We start from the raw sequence: 20,290 nt of genomic DNA on the forward strand, positions 1-20,290 counted from the left end.
TCTCTACCGGGGCAACCATCATTTGATCACCACATCCCGTTTGGTTTTACCATCGTGCAACACCACCACGGTCACCACACCATTGTTGGCGTCATATTTCCATTGATTCACGGCATCAGCATTGGGTGTTTGCGCCAGTTCGGTCGATTGTCCGTTGACATTCAACATCACCCCCGCGGGTTGCTTGTCGCAACGCACACGGAGCATCACGTTGCGGGGCTCCACGGCAAAAGTGCCTTCGGTGGCCGACAGGGACACTTGGCAACCGCTGTCGCCAGGATTACAGGTAATGCGAGTAATGGCATACACGCCATCCTGATATTTGGTGGAAACACCATCATCTTCATAAAGATCAAACGACGAGAGTTGCGTTGCCGGATAAACATCGACCGTGAGAGGATCCACACGCTTCTCGGCCATGTACTGCATGTCGGGCTGATAAGGAATAATGGCTCCGGCCTTTACGTACATGGGCAATTTCTCAATGGGTGTGGTAATTTGGATGTGCTGACGACCTTGCAGCTTTTCGCCGGTCCAGTAGTCCACCCATTCCCCTTCGGGAAGATACACCACACGGGTCTTGGCCGCCTTCACGGTTACGGGACATACCATCAGGTTGTCGCCAAACAGATATTGGTCGTCGATGTTGTAGGTATTCACATCATTGGGATACATCATCACCAAAGCCCGCATAATGGGCACACCGGTAGCATAAGCCTGATAATACGATGAGTAGATGTAGGGCACCAGGCTATAGCGCAGCTTGTCGTATTGCGTGAATATTTTCTGCGCCTCGGCACCATACGCCCAGGGTTCCTTGTAACTCGGGTGCTCCATGCCAAAGAGCATGGCCACGGGACTCAACATTCCAAACTGGCACCAACGAATGTACAGCTCAGGATCGGCCACATGTTCGAACCCGCCCATACAATGACTCCAGGCACCAATGCCCGACAGACCGATGTTGATGCCGGCACGCACCACGGGTGCAAAATATTGCCACTCCGAGGGCCAGTCTCCGGCAAAAATGAAGGGATAGCGCTGAATGCCTGCAAACCCCTCGCGGGTGTGGTTCATGCCGCGGGTGCCGTTATGTTCGGCAAACTGGCTATAAGTGGTTTTGGCATAAGCCACGGGAAACACGTTGTGCAGGGCACGGATTTCGGGCCCCTGAGGTCCGGTTTTGTCAACCAGCTCATTGCCCTGATGTCCAAAAGCACTGCCCTCGTCGGTCTTCACAAACTTGCAGCCCATATCGGCCAACGGTTTCATGCAGTTTTCCCACCACCAGTCGGAGGCACTCTTCTCGAAATAATTGGGGAAATCGCCCGCGTAGTCGCCTTCGGGGTAGGTGATACCGGCTTCCTGACCCAGGGTAAGAAGGTTTTTCACCTCCCCATTATCGATGCGGGGACGAATGTGCAGCCCCACCATGGCGTAGTTGAGGGCATACAACTGGTCGAACATGGCCTTAGGATTGGTAAATCCCGGGGTGCGCCACTCAAAGGAAGTGCCCCCCTTACCGTTCACTTTCCCAAAGATGCGCCACGTACTGTCGAGGTGAAGAATATCGGCGGGAATGCCCAGCTCGCGAAAGCGTTTGGCCAGCTTCACCACATAGTTTTGCGACGTCAGATGTTCATATCCCCAGGTGCCACCACTGTAGGTTCCCACGTGCAAGCCCATGGCAGCACGGGGCATCAGGGGCGAACGTCCCGACAAGGCGGTGTACTCGCCAATCATCGACGTAAAGGCAGGACCAAAAATAAAATAGTAATCCAATTCACCCGACGCAGCCGAGAAAGTATAGCGCGAAGCATCGGCCTTGCCCATGTCCCAGACAGAAGGATAAGCATTGTGAAAGAAGATGGCATAGCCACGAGTACTCATAAAGAAAGGTACCGGGGCATAATTGGCCTTCAGGGTGTTGTAGGCACCCACTTCATGAGGCAGCCCAATGCCGCGTCCCACGTTGAGTTCGATGCGTTTGCCCAACTGATCGACAAAATCCATGCGTTCCCCAAAGCCGAAAAAGTGCTCGCCCGGCTGCAATTGTTTGGTGACACGGGGCGTCTCGCCATCGTAACCACAAGGCTGTGCATCGGTATTGATGAGTTGATGATTCTTGTCGTACACGGCTATCCCAAAAGGCTGGGTATTGACCTCCACCAATAATTCGGAGGTTTTAATGGTAAGCAAACCGCCCTCCTGCGACAAGGTGTAATCGACCGCATCCCATTGATAGCGGTTCACCATCCAAGGTTCATTGTCGGCAAAAGGCTGCCCCGGGGCGGCCATGCGCACCCGAAACATGGTGGGCGAGCACAGTTCTATTTGATAACGGGCACTGTCAAGGTCAAAGGCCAGCACATTGCCATCCTGACGGACATCGATTCGGTTGCCACACGAGGCCATCAAAAGGACCATCCATGCCAGACCGACGAAACGGGTGATTGATTTCATATTGTTGATTTATTGTTTATTATTGGCAGAGACGCGATGAATCGCGTCTCAACGAATGCAACGAAATGGCATCATGGCATAACATTCAACCCCTCCCACCGCACGGTCCACGTGCCGTCGTTAGGGAAACCGGGGTTCACGGAGGTGCACCCGTCGTACCCGGCACACATCATGGCCATGGTGGTGAGGATGCCGCCGTTGCCGGGCAGGTAAATGCGCAAACGTGTGTCCTGATAGTTATGCCCGTTGGGCAGATAGGTGTTTTTTTGCACCTCCATCAACAGCGCATGAATGGCATCAGCAGGCTTGCCAAGTCGGGTGGCACACATGGCCGTCATGGGATAATCCCACCCCCAGGTGTGCGCCCAATCCCAATCGTTCATGAGATGATCGAAGGTTCGCGCCATCATGGCCGTGTCGAGCGAAGCCGAGCCGGGCATCATGCCAAAGGCACCCAACACCATGGGATGGTCGCGGCGCCAGGCGGGGTTGGTATAGGTATCGGGCGAGCTTTCAGCCACTAAGTATTTATCACCATCCGAAGCCAAAGGCGCCAGACCGTCGCGCACCTTCACCCACTTATCAGTAACCGGAAGCCCCATGCGTTGTTGCCAACCGATGGCCACATTGAGCGCATAAGCCCAATAGGCCAGTTCAAAGGGTGGATTGAGGGTGGTTTCGGGCTTGAAACACTCCTGTGCGGGAATAATGTTAGGCCCCAGCACAAACTGAGCACGCGTCTCGTCCCAGCGGGCAAACGAGGCCATAAAGTCGGCCGTGGCAAACACTAGGTCGGCATAGCGGGCCAGGGTGGCCGAGTCGCTTCGCTGGCGATAAATGAGTTCGGCAAAATAAATGATGTGCGGCTGTTGCCAAATGAGCATCTCGCCAATAGACGATGGGGAATCGCCCCCCGACGGATCGGTCATCTTGCCCCAACGCACACCTTCAAAGCCCTGACGTGCAGCCTTTGCTTTGGCCACATCAAAAACTGACCGGTACCACCCCAGTCGTTTCTCGAGCAACTCGGGGCGTCCCCACAGCACAAAATGGGCTCCATGCCACCAGTCCATCTCAAGGTGGAACTTCCCAAACCAACTATTGAACGTCAGCCCGGTTTCCTGAGGAGGATAGATGCCGGCACACTGCACACGGGTGAGATATTGCGACAATACCACGCGTCGCTCCAATTCGGCGGCACGCGGGTCGGAGGAACCACTGAAATCGACCGCCCCACCGCTCATCCAAAACTGCTCCCAGGCCACTTTAGATGCAGCGAGGGTGGCCTCGTGCAGAGGCAACGCATCAGCGGCCGACTCAGGCGCATAGCGCACCGACAATTCGAGCACCTCGCCCGAAGCAGACTGAACATTGATTTGGTGATGGTCGGTCTGCACAAACCGCACGGGCGTAAGCGACTGCACATCCACATCGTATCGGGTCGAGTCGAGTGAACGGGCAATGCGCCCGTGAGTGGGCGACACCACCGTCAACGCCGAGCGGTGACGCTCGGGTACAAGGGTGTCGAAGGCCATGTCGGTGTGCTTGCCGGTGGGATAGCCAAAGGAGAGCTTCACGGAGAGCAGCCCGGATTCGATCAAGGGCGAAGCAATGCGCACCGACACCACATCGGCATCGGGATGGCAAACGGTGGTCACCGACACAGGGGAGCCATCTACGCGAAAGCGGCTTTGAATGATGCCCGTCCATAAGTCGAGCGACTGCTGCACGTCGGTGATGTCGGCCATCGACACCACACGGCCATCGGCATGACGCATGTCGAGCCCCAATAACCCCAGGTGCAAACGATGGGGGTTCACACGAAAGTAATCGCCCGCCAAGGCCTTGCGATCGTTGCCTTTGTGCTGAATAGAGATGGGCACCTCGCGACCTTCGTAGACATAGGTTTTATACGCCTCGTGGCGCTGGTAGTTTTGGGTGTTTGGATAGCTGTGCCATCCCCAGTCGCTTTGCGTTCCCAGCGCAACACCGCGGGCATAAGCATCGGGGAAGGTCTGCAAGCCGGTGGCATCGACCGTAAAGGCAAAGGCTCCGTTACCCACAGTGAGCGACGAGAGGGTATCGAACGAGGTCACCGAGACCCCATGACGCGCCACCACACTGTGACGGTCGATAGGCCGGGGGGTGTTGCCGCCCGATGAACAAGCCAACAACACCCCGCTGAATGCGGCCAGAAACACAACTCTAAACAAATTGAACATACACAAACACAGTTTCGTTGTTGAAAGATATCTTTTCGGCAAAAAGAGATCAAGATACATTGTCGATTATACGAAAGACGATGAGACAGATGGTAAGATGAAGAAAGATATTATAGATTTCATTGTCTCTTCAGTCTCATCTATCTGTCTGACATCTAAAAATCTTCATGTTTTTCATCCATCTTAGACTCACACACTAAATGTCATTACATTTTAATAATTGAATTCACTTGTCGGCAGGACGCTCACCAAAGTAGAACCAAAGCGTGCGCTTGACAGTTCCCAGGGGTGCATTTCGCTCGCTGTCGGGGCCCAGTCGCTCGGTTTTGCGCGAGAGACCGGTGGCCATTTTGGTGCCAATGGGCGGAATGGCATCGAGGAACGAGAGATTCCCGGCCGGCAACGACGGATGAGGGTTTTTGTCGGTGAGGGCATAAAAATCGAACAGACGCACATACAGGTCGTCCTGCTCGGCCACCACCAATACCTTTCCCTCGGCCGTGCTCAGTTCCATCCAGGCCACATCGGCAAAATATCCTTTAAACTCGGGATAGATCCAGGGGGCACTTCCGGTTTGGGTGTTGTTGTAGATGCTTTGCCACACGTCAAGCGTACCTCCGGTGGTGCGGTTTTTCCATACGCGCACGGGTCCTTTGCCCAGCCACTTGGCATACATGGCATTCGACTCAGGATAGGTAAAGCTGATGCCGGCAAAGAGCGCCGAGTCGTTTTGCGAGTATTGATAATCGAGTTTCACCCAGCCATTGGGCATCATGGTCCATCGGGCGCTTTGCAAGACCCCGTCGAAAGTGGTCTCCACCACATGGTTATCGCCATCGGCAAAATGGGTGAGTTTTTTCAACACCGCCTGTCCGCCAGCGGGAATGGGGCCATTGCCAAATTGCAAGTCGTAATCCCAGTCGGTATCAATTTTCTCGAGCAACCCGGTTGCTTTACTGATGATGAGCGCCATGCCGGCAGCCTTCAGACTCACATATCCGGCCGAATCGCCAAAGGCAACGCCGGGTTTTGCCACCCGGGTTTGAGAAGGCATCACCATGGCCAGGGTCTCACGGGTTTTCCAGGTCCATTCGGCCACCAGCATGCCCCGGGGGTCATACGATTTCAGGCGGATGGCGTCATAACTTGGCCAATCGGCAGGCAAATTCAGGTTCAGCTCCCCATGAGCCACAGGCGCCACATCGGGCGAAGCCACCGTGTGCGTTTTCATCACCAGCGAACCACTCAAACGCGAATCGGGGTGCTGAAAGTTGACCAACTCAACCACAAACCGGCATTGGTTCAGGTTGGTGAAATGATATCGGTTCTCCACAGCCACCGTCCCGTTGAAGGGAGCCGGAAGTTTGGACATGTTGATTTTTACAGGGGTAAAGATTTCGCGAATGGCATAAAAGCTCCCCTCCTTTTGACGGTGAGGGCCCACCACGCCGTCGTTGGCATTTACGCCATTGACGTCGATGTGGTTGTGCATATCGGTGCGCACCACCGCCTCATCAGCAAACACCCACAGGAAGCCACCGCCGCTCATGGGCGACTGCCACATCAATTCCCAAAAATCGCGCAGACCGGCACCCCCGCCCCCATCGTCCTGACAATGGAGAAACTCGGTGGGCATATAAACATTATCGCCTTTCTCGAGGATGGCGCGCGTACTGTAATAATCTTCGTAGTGATTGCAGTCGATGCCGTTGAGCTCGTTGCCCGGACGGTGGTGGGCACGAATGAGCACGCGGCTCGAATGATCCCACAATTGGTAGTCGGGTTCGAGCTCACGGTTGTGGCCACCCTCGTTGCCATTGCTCCAAAAGATGATGGAAGGATGATTTACGTCGTGGGCAATCATCTCCTTCACCAGCTTGCGCCCCACGGGGGTATCGTAAGCATCCTGCCAACCGGCCAGTTCATCAATGACATAAAGCCCCAGTGAGTCACAAATGTTGAGGAAATCCTTGCCGGGAGGGTAGTGCGAGCAGCGAACGGCATTCATGTTCATCTCCTTGATGAGCTTCACATCCATCAGATCGACATCGGCATTGACAGTCCGCCCGGTTTCGGGCCAAAAGACGTGGCGGTTGATGCCCTTCATCTTCACCTTGGTGCCGTTGACATAAATGCCATCGCGAGGCCGCACCTCAATGGTGCGAAAACCGATAGTTTCGTTGAGCGAATGGAGCGTTTTGCCCCTGGCCAGCAGCGACACTTCGGCGCGGTAAAGGTTGGGCGTTTCGGCACTCCACAAACGGGGGTTCTTCACCATCCCTTTTACATCCACCACCTGAGCCCCGGCAGGTACCGAGGCCATGCTTTCGCCCACCAGTTGCCCCTGATGATCGCGAATGCGAACCACCACCTGACGTTCTGCGGCCACGTTGCCGGGATACACCCGGGCATGAAAGGATCCGTCGGCTTCGGCAGCAATGGCCATGCGCTGAATAAATTCCTGTGGCAACACCTCGAGATAAACAGGGCGATGAATGCCCCCGAAAATCCAATAATCGGCATATCGCTCGGCACGGTTCACCGAATGGTTGTCCGACATTTTGCTCACAGCCACCTCCAGGGTGTTGATCCCTGTTTTGATTTTGTCGGTGATATCGTACCTGAACTGATAAAAGGCACCCTGATGGGTATCGCCGGCCATAACGCCATTGATGGTCACCCGGGCATCGGTCATCACCCCGTCGAAGACGATTTGCACCCTTTTGTTGCCCCACGATTTGGGAACCTCAAAAGAGGTTTTGTAGATGCCGGTTTCGTCGGCAAAACGAAAGTTATCCCCATTGGTAAAATAGGCACGACCAAAGTCATAACAACCAAACCCCTGCTGCTCCCAGCACGAAGGCACCACTATTTTATGCCACTGACCGCTGTTACGTCCGGCCGAACAAAAAAAGTCCCATTCCACGGTGCTGCGGTTGTCGCGGCCACTCAGGTACACCACCTCAGTGGTGCTTTGCGCCTGAAGCGCCATCGACAGCAATATGGAGAGAGAGGCGATGATGTGTTTCATTTGTTTTAAAAAGTATTAAGATGTAAATATCAAGACACAAGAATTTACAGGGCTGATATATTGATGATCCGTTTTAATCAAGAAAATTATAACGAAATGCCAGTCAATGTCTTTAAGCAAGTGCGATACACAGAAGAGAAAAGAAGATGATTAGACTAAAGACAGATAGATTAGACTGAAGAGACGATGAGAACGGAACTATACATCTGTTTTCATCTCATCATCTGTCTCTTTGTCTGACATCTTTATCTCATCGCTAAACGACATTGATTCCCCGGGTCACATTGCGTCTGTCACAACAGTAGCATTGTGCCACCCACTAAAGCAGCATTGAAACCATCGCAACAATCGCGTTGAGTGGGTCACAATGGTGGAGCATGCGCCCCTGCCCCGGGGGATAGGGCTCCCCCCATTAAGGGGAGTATGCTCCCCAGGTCTGGAGGAAGATGCTCCCCTCATGTGGGGGCGCATGCTCCCCCAGTTGGTGCACTGCCACGATCCGAGGCTCCCTTACTGCCCGATGTTGAACTTGATTTCATCGGGCGCATCCTTGCCCATCTCGACCTTCACCACTTTTTTCTCTTCAAAAAGTCCGGTAATGACCTCACGGGAGAGCGACGCAGCGGGCTGAAATTTGTCGGATGCCATGTAATTGAGGATGCTGTATCGCATTTGTTTGGCAGCCAAACGGTCGTTGAGCTGACTGTCGAGGTCGATGCTGCACACCATCAGGCGGCCCTTGCCCACGTTGGCTTCGAACAGCATGGCCAGTCGCCGGCTCAAAAACCAGGTGTCGATGGGTTGCACGATGGGGCGGAACGATGGAGGGAAGTCCTCCAAGTCCATCACGCGCTGGCGGTGCGATACGTCGAACCACTGCACATCACTGTGATAATCGGTGGGGAAGTCGGCCAGCGCCGGGTGGTTGTGCTGAACGAGGATGCCGGTGGTGTGCGGCGGGCGCATTTTGAACCACGAGGTGTTCCAAAACACGGGTTTGAAGTATTGCACCACCTCTTTGCCGCGCACAGTGTGCTTGCCCGAGAGCAACAGCACCTTGCCGCCTTTGTCGAGCACATCGTACATTTTGGCATCGGGGGTGTCGCACACATACACGTCGGCCGGCGCAGGCATGTTTTCGATCACCGGATAAACCCAAAAGCTCCAATCGTTGGCATAGGCGCCAATGGTCACTTCGAGGCGCAGGCGCGAAGGTTTCTTGACCTCGGCCAGAATCACGCGAGCCACCCCCAGGGGCAAGCCGCTGCCGTAGCCAATGTGTTTGTTGAATTTCCCTTCTTTCACAAAGTTGCCATTCTCGTCGGTCACGCGCCACAACACATCCTGATTGGGCATCTGCGAAGCACTGTAATTGGCCACCAAAATGTCGGCATCAAAGGTTTCATCGTTCCGATACACAAACTTGGGGATGCGAGCCAAGGGCACCACATCGTTGCAAAAACGGCGAAACTCACCGGCGGTCACATAGCCTTTCTCGTCCCAAAACGAATCGACCATACCCACAATGGCACTGCCCTGACCCGAAAAGTCGTTGAGCCCCAGCAGTTGGAACCCGGCAGCATTAGGGGTGCGCAACGAGGCTTCAATCTCGGCCTTGTAACAGAGGGTTTGGAGTTTGCCGGAGGCCATCATCAAGTCGTGCGCCTGATCGGCCATGTGGTTATCGGCCAATATTTGCGCAAACATCATGTAGTTGCGGGCGCTCATCACGCCATCGTATTTCTTTATCTCGTCGAGGTTGGGGAACACACAATATTGCCCCATCTCGTGCGAGACGTAGGGATGCGGCCAGTTGGCGGCATCGCCCTTGCTGTAATCAAACATGGTTTCGGCACCCTTCTCCCAGGGGATGCCACGGGCGCCGGATCGCACAATGAAGTCACTCTCGGGTGTCACGCGCCAGGCACTCATGCCAATGGAGGCACTGGTGACCAGAAAGCGCTGATCTTTGTTTTTCCAGTAAGTCACGAAATTGGCCAGCCAGGGCAGCGACCCGCGTCCCCGTGGCTCATTGCCGTAGGCCAACATCATGAATGAAGGATGGTTACCGTATTCGGCCACAATGCGCTCGTACTCATCCATCAGGTAATTGTCCACGGGTTTGCCATCGCCCAAAGTGGTGGAGTGGTTGGCCCAGGCAGGCCCTTCGACCTGAAGGTAGAACCCGGCCTTGTCGGCAGCCACAAAGGCCGCACGGGGGGGACAATAAGAGTGAAAGCGCATGTGATTGAGACCAAAGTCGCGACACACCTTGATGAGTCGGGTCCACTCAGCTTCCTCCATGGCCGGATAGCCGGTTTTGGGAAACTGGCAGTTCTCAACCGTACCCCGCATTACAGTGGGGCGACCGTTGACCACAAATTGTTGTCCCATGGCCTTGATATCGCGAAACCCGAAGGTCTCGGTGTGCACATCGCTGCCTCCCGATTTGGGGGCTACGGTCACGGTCATATTGTATAGGTTGGGCGTGAACTCGTCCCACAAACGCACATCGGCGCCCATGGCATATTCCATCACCACGGTGTCGCCGGTCACCCAGGCCGAGGATTGAGGTTTATAGACCATTTTGGCATCAAAATTCATGGCCGACGGCTTGAGGGTCACCTTCACGGGCTGCTTTTGTGTGCCCTGGCTGAGCACCACCACGGCTTTTACCTTTCCGCTTTGGCGATCGGGATAAAGTAGGGCGTGCTTGATAAATACGGACGATTTGCTGTCGAGAGCCAAACGCCCCACGGTTCCGTTCCAGTTGCCCTGGGTGTGATCGGTCACACTGTGCGAGTTTTGCCCCACGTTGATTTCCTTCAGTCGGTTGTCGATGCGGATGGTAAGGGTATGTGATCCGGGCGTAAGATAATCGCTCAACTCCCAGCGATGGGGCACCGACAGGCTGTTTTGCAGGCCGGGCACTTCTTTGCCATCAACCCACACACGGGTTTCCCAGTGAGGGCGCTCCATCTCAAACACCACCCGGCGTCCGTTCCAGGCGGCTGGAATGGTCACGTCGCGCTGGTACCAGGCGGCGTTGACGTAATGCTTTTTAGGCGTGAGCCAAAAGGGGATGAAGATGTTACCCGGCTGGCGAAACTTCTCGGTTTTGGGATTGAAATAAAAGGAGCTGTCGTAAATGCTACCCGTCCATTTGGTAGTGAGGGTGATGTCGTCGCCAATGTTTTGCTCGGGCATGGAGCCGGGCAACTGAATACGGTCGGTGAGCGATTGTTCAAACCAGCGTTGTTGCACCCCCATGTCTTCGCGATCGGTGCGGAATCGCCATTCCCCATCGAGGGAGAGGCTGTTTTGGGCGGTTAGCGTAACCGCGGAAAACATCATTCCCAGACAAAACAGGAATGCGTAAATGGGACGACATCTCAACTTCATTGTGTTATGTTTTTGCATGCATATTATTATTGACCATGTACCAGGAAACGCGATGAGTCGCGTTTTTACCGGGTTTTGCGGGTGAGCTTTTTAATCACCGATGGTTTCACTTCGAGCACGGTGCCATGGCGAATGCCTTTGGGCATCGACAACAAGTGCGACACATCTTCCCAGTTGACCATGTCTTTAGAGCGAACGGCTCCATACTGATGGTTACGATATTTATCGAAATAGACATAAACGTATTCGCCCACTTGCAGGGCGGTGGGGCCTTCGGCCCAATAATTGCCCGTAATGGGCTCCGACACGTTGAGCGGATAAGGTCCGGCGGCTTGGTCGGCCACGGCCAGGCGAATGTTTTTCTCGGCCGGATTTGGATTCTCGTTTTTCAGAAACATGTAAAACTTGCGGTTCTTCTCGAGAATGGTGCAGTCGATCACACTGAAATCGGGGTTATAGAACATTTGGGTGTCGCTGAATGTCTTGAAGTCGCGCGTGGAGACATAGTACATGCGGTGGTTGTACTTGTTCTCGCGCTCACTCATTTGAATGGGCGAATGACGGTTGGGAATGGTGGTGGCCCAAAAAATAAGGTACTGCTTGTTCGCCTTGTCGTAAAAAACCTCGGGTGCCCAGCTGTTCATGGCTTCGGGCTCGTGAGCCATCACGGGAATTTCCTGCTGCGCCGACCAATTGATCAGGTCTTTTGAGGAGGCATAACCAATCACCCGGTCTGTCCAGCCCGATGTCCACACCATGTGAAAGCGCTTGTCGGCTCCCATAATGATGCAAGGGTCGCGCATGAGCTTGTTGGGGCCAATCTCGGGCGTGAGGTATGAGCCGCCATTGTTGAGGGCTTCCCACTTGAGGCCGTCGGTACTGTAGGCCAAATGCAAACCGTCCTGCCCGTTGTTGATAAAGTAGGAAAAGAGGTAATGCTTCTGTTGCGCCACCGCGTTCAGCGAGATGATAAGTGCCAGAATGGGGATGAGAAGATGTTTCATGGATTATGATTTAAGCCCCCTTGTCCCCTAAAGGGGGATTTCAAGGACGATGCTGATATTCTAAATTACACATGCCATTCGCCAATAATTCCTTAGGCAGCTACTGCAAGGATTATTGATGGCGCAATTCAAAGTCGAAGTGTATCGGCTCGTGAAAACTTATTTGAGATAAAAAACCTCATCGAGGGGGATGGTGACGGGAGAGTTGTCGGGGTTGGTTTCCATGATGTCGGCCATGTAAGCCCACCACTTTTGAACAATGGGGTTTCCGCCCAAATCCTGCGACGACTGCTCGCCGTCCTGCTTCTGCACGCCAAAAAGGATGTTGGTCTCTTCATCTAAAAAAATGGAGTAATCGAACACCCCGGTCGAGCGAATCAAAGCTTCGAGCTCGGGCCATAATTCGTCGTGACGTTTTTTGTATTCGGCTTTCATGCCGGGCTTGAGGTACATTTTAAAAGCAAAGCGTTTCATTGGATAGATTTTTATAGAACGTACATCGTTCGGTTCAACAAACAGTGATTTATCACCGTCGCCCAAAGCAACTCACAGGGTATAATTACCCACAAGAAGCCATGTTGGATGACAACTCAAAGTTTGTTAAAAACCGTTTAAGAAGTTAGAAAAATAGTGTCAACGTGCCATGAAAAATCGTTGCCGGGGGGCACGAATGGGTTGAAATTGTTCGGAAAACAATCAAAAAATCAGCCTCCGCAACGCTTTGGTGTTATCGTGCGTGAACAATTCGTCACCATCCATTCAGGGCATCCCGATTCCCGAAAATGCCAAACACGGTTGGAGAGACTCCGTCAGTTTTGTTGACAAACAATAGACAATAATCTATCAATGAAAACTGATTGCTGATGAATTTTAATGTTGCTCTTTGAAAAAATAATACATCGCGATACAAAAAAGAACTCAGTGCCTTAGCCTCAGCGTTTATTCGTAATCTGCGTGAGAATCATTACACAGAGAATTCACAGAGGAGACTCAGAGGTTCACTAATCCCCCAGAATCCCCATATAAAATTCAATATCAATTCGATACCGAAATCCTACTTCAATACTACTCGGGCATCATCACCCCGGCTGCTCTCGAACGCCTCACGGGCATCAACCGAAAACAACTTTGGAGCTATTTGCACGGTCACACCAAACCGCGTAAAGCCCAAATCCACAAAATAGAAACAGCCCTCCACCAAATTGGCCGAGAGCTGTCTGCTATCTCTTTTAAAGTCTAAAGCTGATGGGGTTTAAAGTGTAACAACCCGAAACGATTAAACCTAAAACCTTTATCCCTCAAGTGTCACGCTCACCTGTTTCATCTGCCCGCCCACGGGGGGATTGAGCTTGGAGACTTTCACTTTGAGCGACATGATTTGCGGAAATTCTTTTTGAATGGCCGTGATGATGCGCCCGGCCACATGCTCAAGCAGGTGCGACTTGATGGCCATTTCGCGCTTGGCAATGTTGTAAATGTGGACATAATTCACGGCATCGGCCAAATGATCCGATGCTGAGGCTGGGCCGCAATTGGTGATAAACGAAATGTTTACCGCAAATTTGTTGCCCACCACTTGTTCTTCTTTGAAACAGCCGTGATAGGCATAAAAAGACATCTCTTCGAGTTCAATCAATCCGTTCATGATAAATATTTAGCAAATCATTAATTCAAACGCCAGGCCAGCGTCACAACCCCACCGAAGGCATTGTAAAGATCGCCGGCATCGTATCCCAACGAGGTGGTGAGATGCCAGTGGGCAAAACGCGCGGGCATCCACTCAAGCTCCACCAGGTTATAAAACTGATTCTTGGCTTCTTCAAAATAGTAACCGTCTGTTCTCACCCACGAATAACGGTTCAGAAACTCTTCACCATAAGCTCCATAATTGCGCGATGCCGTGAATTTGGCACGATACCTCAACTGCGGCATCAGCCATCCCGATGCCGCCAGGTTGATGGCACGCACGCGGGTGTTGATGAAATAGACTGAGTTATTGAGCCGCCACTGAGGGGCAAACCTTGCAGCCATGTCGGCAGTGTGATACATCGGTGTGCCAAACGACATGCCCTGCCACGTCCAGCCGGCATAATACATGCCATTGTTCATGTTATCATCACGCCCGCCAAAAAAATGCCCTCCGTTCCAGCGGTCACGCAAATAACGATACAGATCGTCCTCACTCCAATTGGCAGCCTGATCGACCATGTCGGGAAGGCGTTGCGCTACAAAATCCTGCACATTGGGAATGGTGCCGGGCCAAATGCCTTCCTGAGCAACCGGGTCATAAGGGTCAGGCGTGCCGGGGCCGCTCTGCCAGTCGGTTCGTATCAGCTCAATGGCCAATGACGAAAACAACTGCTTGCCGGGTCGTTGCAATACCCATCCGGTGATGAAATCCTTGTTACGCCCCCAATTGACGTACATGCCCGAGCCATCGGCAAACGGCACCTGAAAATAGACATGGTTACTCCATTCGCCCCACGAGAAGGTCACCCCCGTGTGCCAAAGCCCCATGTGTGCCCCGGCAGCGTTGGTGGCTTCGCCTCCTCCCACCTCCTCGGATCCACTCCCGAAGAAGGTCGCCCAAAAGTCAGCGGGAATGCCTTCGCCACCATAAAGGGCCGAATGAACCAGCCCGACATAGGGTTGTACTTTTGTTTTACCCAGACGGATGTAGGCAAATTTCTCGTGCAGCAACACGCTTTGATGCCCCCGCTCAGTTCGGTCATCATCAAGCCAACCGTGCGATGCGGCACCACGAACCTCTACCCATCCGTTGGTAAAGGGCAGCGGTGTGTAGTCGAATATCCCCAGCCACAAACGCGGGATGGGCATGGCATTGCTGCTGCCCAGATACATGCCGGTGGTGAGAGAGTCGTTGATGGTATTGGGTAAAAAAGCCATCTTCCCGGCCGAGAAATCGATGAACCGATACCTCCCGGCCACATAAGCTTCGTGCAGGTAGCCTTTTTCTCCATTGTGATAAAGCCCTGCCACACCGGCCTGTAGGCTAAGATGCGCCAATGGTGACCCTTGCCAGGCAGCCTTGCCGTAAGCCGTCGCGCCCGATTGACCAAATTGCGCCTGTCGCCCCCATTGGTTGGCCACCAGCCACAATGGACGAATCTCATCGGACGAGAGCAAGGCAGAGGTTGAGGCTTCGATTTGAAGGCCTGCCGTTTGTTGTGCAAAACCATCCAATCCCAACATCAATGAGCATACAAAAGTCAAAAAACATGAACGTAAATACATAAAACGATTTTTTTTAAGAACGAGTCACCTGCAACCCCTCCCGGTTGATAGACATTTCCACCAATCGGGCGCGATTGTTCAATGGGTTATCGATAAGTATCTGTCGGATATTCTGTGCTGCGTGCGCATCTTTGGCGCAAATCACCATGTAACCTCCCCCGCCGGCACCCAACAGTTTTTGCCCAATAGCAAAATCGCTAATGCGTTGAACCATGGCGTCAATTTCGGGCGAAGTGGTGCCAGGATCAAGGGCCTTATTGAGCGTCCACGACCGCCCGATCATGGCCGCCGTGCGCGCATAATCCTGCCCCTGAATGGCATCGAATGTCTCGCGGGCATGATGCCGAATGCGGTTGAGCACCATCAACCGTTCCTGTTCGTTGAGAAACATCCCGCGCACGATCTCTGCCAGTATGTTCTTGGCCACTCGGGTGATGCCGGTATAGTAAAGCAGCCAGTTGTCCTTATATTGATAATCGACAAACAGATGGTCGGGCAACCAACGAATGCTCATGGGCGTTTGAATGCCGGGCTGCGTCTCTAACAACTTCACGCCGCCAATGATGCCCCCATACTGATCCTGCCATCCGCCGCCGGTTGTGAGCATCTGCTCAAGCAACAACGTTTGATGGCAAATGGTTTGTTTATCCCAGGCCAGACTACAAAAATCGGAAAGAGCCCCCAGCAATGTGGCGGCCAAAATTGAACTGGTTCCAAGCCCCGATCCCTTAGGCACAGCAGCCAGCAGCGATATCTCCAGTCCGCCACCAAAAGCCATTAATTGTTCCTGCAGTGATGCAAACGGAACCGCGCAGTGCCGGGGATGAAAACCGGCCAAACAAAGCGCCGCTCGGGCAATGACAAAGGCCGAGCCCACATTGGTGTAATCGCCCACCTCATCGAAAGTGGTAATGCGCTCCGACACACCGTTATCGATGGAACGCAACACAATATCGTTCGAGTCACTCAGGCGGACGAACGCCTGTATGGGCGGCTGACCGTTGAGATCAACGGCAATGTTAACCACCGCACCGCCATTCTGGATGCAGAAGGGCGGTGTGTCACTCCACCCCCCTGCCAAGTCGAGACGCACAGGACTACGCCCCCACACAATTTGATCGGTATAAACATTGAGGCGAGGCATCTCTTTTTGATGTGCCGATGACAGAATCAGCTCCCGCAAATGGGTAAACGCCATTGTCTCTTCGGCTTGCCCCCCATTCCCGGTTTGTCGCAACACTTCACTTCGAAACATGGCGTCCTGCATGCGGGTCACCAATGGCAAATCGACAGGCAATGAAGCCGGCAATGGCAATTGACCACTAATATAATCATTGGCAACTTGCTTTAAATCGGCCTGATAAAAGATGCTCCGGTGATGATTGGCGGCCAGCAAGGGCAAATTCTCGAGGCGGAACGCCCGTCGCTGTTCATACAAACGATCCAGACGTGCAGCAGCACTGATTTGGGTGGCCGACAACCGTGCCGACGTCAACCATAACGACCGGAAAGCTTCATTGCAGGCCGGCACCTCATCTATCATCCACTGCACAAAAGCACCCGACCATTGAGAGGCTTCCAGCACGGGAAACAAAGGCGCATTTTGGATGTCATCCACGCCGTCCAAACCGGCATCAACCAATGTCAATTCACGCTGCTGCAGCCAGGCAACCACGGAAAGATTCATCCATGCCGTACGCGAGTCATTGGGGTTGCCGCTAAAACGGTCATTGATGTGATAAGGGCGAATGCAATAGCGATATTCCTCAACAGGCACAATATCCAGACAGATGCCATCGGGCACATGCAATGCCCACTCGTTTTGGGGCATGCCGGTGATGATATGATTCTGCGTCAGCTCCCAGGATGCGGGAACATGACTGTTTTCAATCCAAATGTGATGATGCGATTCGTCCCATCGCTGCTCCGCCCGCGCATTGAGCACAAATAACGACGGATGGGGTTTCACCCGATGATGATGAATGGAACGCTGATCCTGCACCCGGTTCTGAATCTTTTCGGTGGAGCTTATTAGTTCAGCACTGGTTCCGTAGTGGTAAAACTCACCACCTTCCAATGGAACGATGGCCACCGACAAGGCCGCCACATCGGGATCCACCACCGAAGGATTTTGCCCCAAAGCCGTTCCAAAGGTGCTATACAAATCGTAATATTCGGGCACCCGATTGTCAAACGCAGCCCCATTCCAACCGCACTTCTTCATCAAAACGTCCACAGCCCTATCGCTCAATAACCAAACGCCAATGTCCATCATAAACAGATGAGAGGCTGCCAATTTTTCGATGGTTGCTTTATCGGGTTTCTGCAACATGAAATCGAGGTCGGCCGGGTGGTGACGCGATGCAAAAAACACCCCGTGCCGCGATGCCAAATGTGCGTCAACCCAAATTCCCAGGCAAATCACATCGGCCTGCGGCAACACAGGCGGTAGCTCAGGCGCCATAATCAACACATCGCCACTCACAATCATGGTGTTGACGTTGGGCGAAGTCGACTCCATCAACTGCTCATAAAGAGGCAACTGCAAGTCAAGCAGATTTTGGTTCACTCGCTGGCCGCGGCTCCAACGGAACACAGGAATGGGCGTCAAAATTTTGCCCGAAGGAGCATACGCCGGTAAACGACGGCTCTGTCCACCGGCATGGATAATGATTTTTTTTGATGACGACAAATAATCGCGCCAATCCATCATGACCCCATTCGATTGGTTATCCTGCGCCAACAGCCAGGCGGTTCCTCCGCCGGAGCCAACCTTTTGTCCTTGCGGATCACAAGTCACGAACCATTCCGGCTTAGATACTTCCTGTAAATCATGAAAAACAGGCACCAGATTATCGGGCAAAGAAAGCAGTTTTCGGCAACGATTCAATTCTTGTGCATTTTGCATGGGAAATGGTATTGAGAGGAAATAAGGTTGACAAATTTAATGAAACATTCATGATTACGATGGAAGGCACACAGGAGCATGAATATTGGGAGAAGTGCAAAAGTGCACGAGTGCAAAAGTCCCTTGATTTCGTTTTCACGGATAAAAAAAGAAACCGAAATTATCCTAGGTCACCCATAGTGGGATTTTTTTTTTTTGGGGGGGGGGGACAGCAGCAAGTTGATTCAACGTTAAAACAACCTCATCTGCGAACTATCGGGCAGGAGTTTAAAACTTTGACGATGCAACGGAGTGATGCCATGCCGTGCAATGGCTTCGCGATGTTTTGCAGTGGGATACCCCATATTTCCGTTCCAATTGTAATGCGGATATTGTTCATGTACCATGCACATGAACGCATCGCGATGCGTCTTAGCCAAAATACTGGCCGCCGCGATAGATGCGTACTTCCCGTCGCCTTTCACCACGCAGGTGTGTCCCACATGCGGATAGGGCTTAAAACGATTGCCGTCTATCAATAAATGATCAGGCAGCACTTTTAGCTGAGCCACCGCACGATGCATGGCCAAAATGGATGCATTCAGAATGTTGATGCGGTCAATCTCCTCATTGTCGACCAAGGCCACAGCCCAATCAATCGCTTCATGTTCGATGACAGGACGCAAGGCCTCGCGTTGTTTTTCGGTCAATTTTTTGGAATCGTTGAGCAGGGGATGGTAAAAACCATCGGGCAAAATGACGGCAGCCGCCACCACAGGCCCCGCCAGACAACCACGGCCGGCCTCATCGCACCCGGCCTCCACTCGGCCCGGTTCTAAATATGGGAGCAATGATGGCACAATTAGTGTTTCTCGTTGAACACGTGGCGTTGAAACAACAAAATGGAGAGAATCCCGATGGTGATGGCAGAGTCGGCCACATTAAACACGGGACGGAAAAAGAGAAAATTCTGCCCACCTAAAACAGGGATCCAATCCCAATAACGTCCTTGCCAAATGGGGAAGTAAAACATATCGACCACCTTGCCGTGTAAAAACGAGGCATACCCACCCTCGGCAGGAAACAAAGACGCAATCTGCGACTCACTGTGATTGAACATCATCCCGTAAAAGGCGCTGTCGATGATGTTACCCAGGGCACCGGCCATGATGAGCGATACACAAATCACCATGCCGGCAGTGGTGCCGCGTTGAATAATTTTGTACAAATAATACCCTATGGCACCCACAGCCACAATGCGGAAAACACTCAGAAACAGTTTTCCATAAGTACCAAAAAACTCCATGCCAAAGGCCATGCCGTTATTCTCCACAAAATGAATGTAAAACCAATCACCCAAAATGGGGAAATGATCACCCAACATCATGTGAGTTTTGATCCAAATTTTTAAAGCCTGGTCGAATAATAAAACGCCGAAAATAATGGCTATCGCTTGGGTGGATTGTTTCATTCAGATATCAAAATTGATGGCAAATGCCGTATGGTTAAGAACGGTGATATATTACACAAGAAAATTCTACAGAGGCCATCTTCTCAAAAAAAGCCTCTGTAAAATTCACATAAAGATGATCAGACAATAGCCGACCCGAAAAAGCGCATCGTTACTTCTGCTTTTCCTTGGCATCGATACACAAGGTGGCGTGAGGCACGGCTCGCAAGCGTTCTTTTGGGATCAGTTTACCGGTTTCGCGACAGATGCCATAGGTTTTGTTTTCGATACGCACCATGGCCGCCTGCAAGTGCTGAATAAACTTGAGCTGACGCTGAGCCAGTTTGCCGGCTTCTTCCTTCGACAATACGGCCGCACCTTCTTCCAACACCTTAAAAGTAGGCGAAGTATCCTGTGTGTCGTTACCGTCGCCGCTGGTGATGGTGTTTTTCAACAACTCATAATCACGTTTGGCCTTGTCGAGCTTCTGCTGAATGATGTCTTTGAACTCCTTCAGCTCTTCATCGGAATATCTGGTTTTTTCTGACATAAGATTCTAGTTTAGGTTTACTGATT

The 20,290-nt window shown here is 52.5% G+C and carries 12 protein-coding genes; all 12 read right to left on the bottom strand.

Translation table 11 applies throughout. The features are described from left to right. Positions 1-18: 18 nt before the first annotated feature. The 12 genes from LX69_RS05100 to LX69_RS05155 all read right to left on the bottom strand — a co-directional run bounded on the left by LX69_RS05100 (position 19) and on the right by LX69_RS05155 (position 20,264). Positions 19-2,463, bottom strand: a complete 2,445-nt coding sequence (locus LX69_RS05100) for a glycoside hydrolase family 31 protein (protein ID WP_245934942.1) — start codon at positions 2,461-2,463, stop codon at positions 19-21. Positions 2,464-2,534: 71 nt separating this feature from the next. Beyond that, on the bottom strand, positions 2,535-4,685 hold the full coding sequence (locus LX69_RS05105) for a hypothetical protein (protein WP_111444749.1): 2,151 nt from the start codon (positions 4,683-4,685) through the stop codon (positions 2,535-2,537). 226 nt (positions 4,686-4,911) lie between these two features. Continuing rightward, positions 4,912-7,716, bottom strand: a complete 2,805-nt coding sequence (locus LX69_RS05110; protein ID WP_111444750.1) for a glycoside hydrolase family 2 protein — start codon at positions 7,714-7,716, stop codon at positions 4,912-4,914. Positions 7,717-8,226: 510 nt separating this feature from the next. Further along, on the bottom strand, positions 8,227-11,118 hold the full coding sequence (locus LX69_RS05115) for a sugar-binding domain-containing protein (RefSeq protein ID WP_221621281.1): 2,892 nt from the start codon (positions 11,116-11,118) through the stop codon (positions 8,227-8,229). 65 nt (positions 11,119-11,183) lie between these two features. Beyond that, positions 11,184-12,122 (bottom strand): glycoside hydrolase family 43 protein, encoded by a 939-nt coding sequence (locus tag LX69_RS05120; RefSeq protein ID WP_111444751.1) that lies wholly within the window; start codon positions 12,120-12,122, stop codon positions 11,184-11,186. Positions 12,123-12,281: 159 nt separating this feature from the next. Continuing rightward, positions 12,282-12,596: an L-rhamnose mutarotase gene (gene rhaM, locus LX69_RS05125; RefSeq protein WP_111444752.1), complete on the bottom strand. Its 315-nt coding sequence runs from the start codon at positions 12,594-12,596 to the stop codon at positions 12,282-12,284. An 817-nt stretch (positions 12,597-13,413) separates the two neighbouring features. Beyond that, entirely contained in the window at positions 13,414-13,767 is a 354-nt protein-coding gene (folB, locus tag LX69_RS05130; RefSeq protein ID WP_111444753.1) for a dihydroneopterin aldolase, read from the bottom strand. A gap of 20 nt (positions 13,768-13,787) precedes the next feature. Beyond that, the gene (locus LX69_RS05135) at positions 13,788-15,377 is read right to left on the bottom strand and encodes a hypothetical protein (protein WP_111444754.1); all 1,590 of its coding nucleotides are present in this window, start codon (positions 15,375-15,377) and stop codon (positions 13,788-13,790) included. A 13-nt stretch (positions 15,378-15,390) separates the two neighbouring features. Next, the gene (locus LX69_RS05140) at positions 15,391-18,285 is read right to left on the bottom strand and encodes a bifunctional fucokinase/fucose-1-phosphate guanylyltransferase (RefSeq protein ID WP_111444755.1); all 2,895 of its coding nucleotides are present in this window, start codon (positions 18,283-18,285) and stop codon (positions 15,391-15,393) included. Positions 18,286-18,515: 230 nt separating this feature from the next. Beyond that, entirely contained in the window at positions 18,516-19,124 is a 609-nt protein-coding gene (locus LX69_RS05145; RefSeq protein WP_394336308.1) for a ribonuclease HII, read from the bottom strand. A gap of 2 nt (positions 19,125-19,126) precedes the next feature. Next, complete coding sequence (locus LX69_RS05150) at positions 19,127-19,735, bottom strand: lipoprotein signal peptidase (protein ID WP_111444756.1); 609 nt, start codon at positions 19,733-19,735, stop codon at positions 19,127-19,129. Between the two features lie 151 nt (positions 19,736-19,886). Next, the gene (locus tag LX69_RS05155; RefSeq protein ID WP_111444757.1) at positions 19,887-20,264 is read right to left on the bottom strand and encodes a TraR/DksA family transcriptional regulator; all 378 of its coding nucleotides are present in this window, start codon (positions 20,262-20,264) and stop codon (positions 19,887-19,889) included. Positions 20,265-20,290: the final 26 nt, after the last annotated feature.

The organism is Breznakibacter xylanolyticus, from assembly GCF_003254275.1.
Lineage (GTDB): Bacteria > Bacteroidota > Bacteroidia > Bacteroidales > Marinilabiliaceae > Breznakibacter > Breznakibacter xylanolyticus.

What these genes read in the sequence shown, in the direction of transcription:
- LX69_RS05100 (WP_245934942.1), bottom strand. Translation starts at nt 2,463, where the DNA reads ATGAAATCAATCACCCGTTTCGTCGGTCTGGCATGGATGGTCCTTTTG.
- LX69_RS05105 (WP_111444749.1), bottom strand. Translation starts at nt 4,685, where the DNA reads ATGTTCAATTTGTTTAGAGTTGTGTTTCTGGCCGCATTCAGCGGGGTG.
- LX69_RS05110 (WP_111444750.1), bottom strand. Translation starts at nt 7,716, where the DNA reads ATGAAACACATCATCGCCTCTCTCTCCATATTGCTGTCGATGGCGCTT.
- LX69_RS05115 (WP_221621281.1), bottom strand. Translation starts at nt 11,118, where the DNA reads ATGAAGTTGAGATGTCGTCCCATTTACGCATTCCTGTTTTGTCTGGGA.
- LX69_RS05120 (WP_111444751.1), bottom strand. Translation starts at nt 12,122, where the DNA reads ATGAAACATCTTCTCATCCCCATTCTGGCACTTATCATCTCGCTGAAC.
- rhaM (WP_111444752.1), bottom strand. Translation starts at nt 12,596, where the DNA reads ATGAAACGCTTTGCTTTTAAAATGTACCTCAAGCCCGGCATGAAAGCC.
- folB (WP_111444753.1), bottom strand. Translation starts at nt 13,767, where the DNA reads ATGAACGGATTGATTGAACTCGAAGAGATGTCTTTTTATGCCTATCAC.
- LX69_RS05135 (WP_111444754.1), bottom strand. Translation starts at nt 15,377, where the DNA reads ATGTATTTACGTTCATGTTTTTTGACTTTTGTATGCTCATTGATGTTG.
- LX69_RS05140 (WP_111444755.1), bottom strand. Translation starts at nt 18,285, where the DNA reads ATGCAAAATGCACAAGAATTGAATCGTTGCCGAAAACTGCTTTCTTTG.
- LX69_RS05150 (WP_111444756.1), bottom strand. Translation starts at nt 19,735, where the DNA reads ATGAAACAATCCACCCAAGCGATAGCCATTATTTTCGGCGTTTTATTA.
- LX69_RS05155 (WP_111444757.1), bottom strand. Translation starts at nt 20,264, where the DNA reads ATGTCAGAAAAAACCAGATATTCCGATGAAGAGCTGAAGGAGTTCAAA.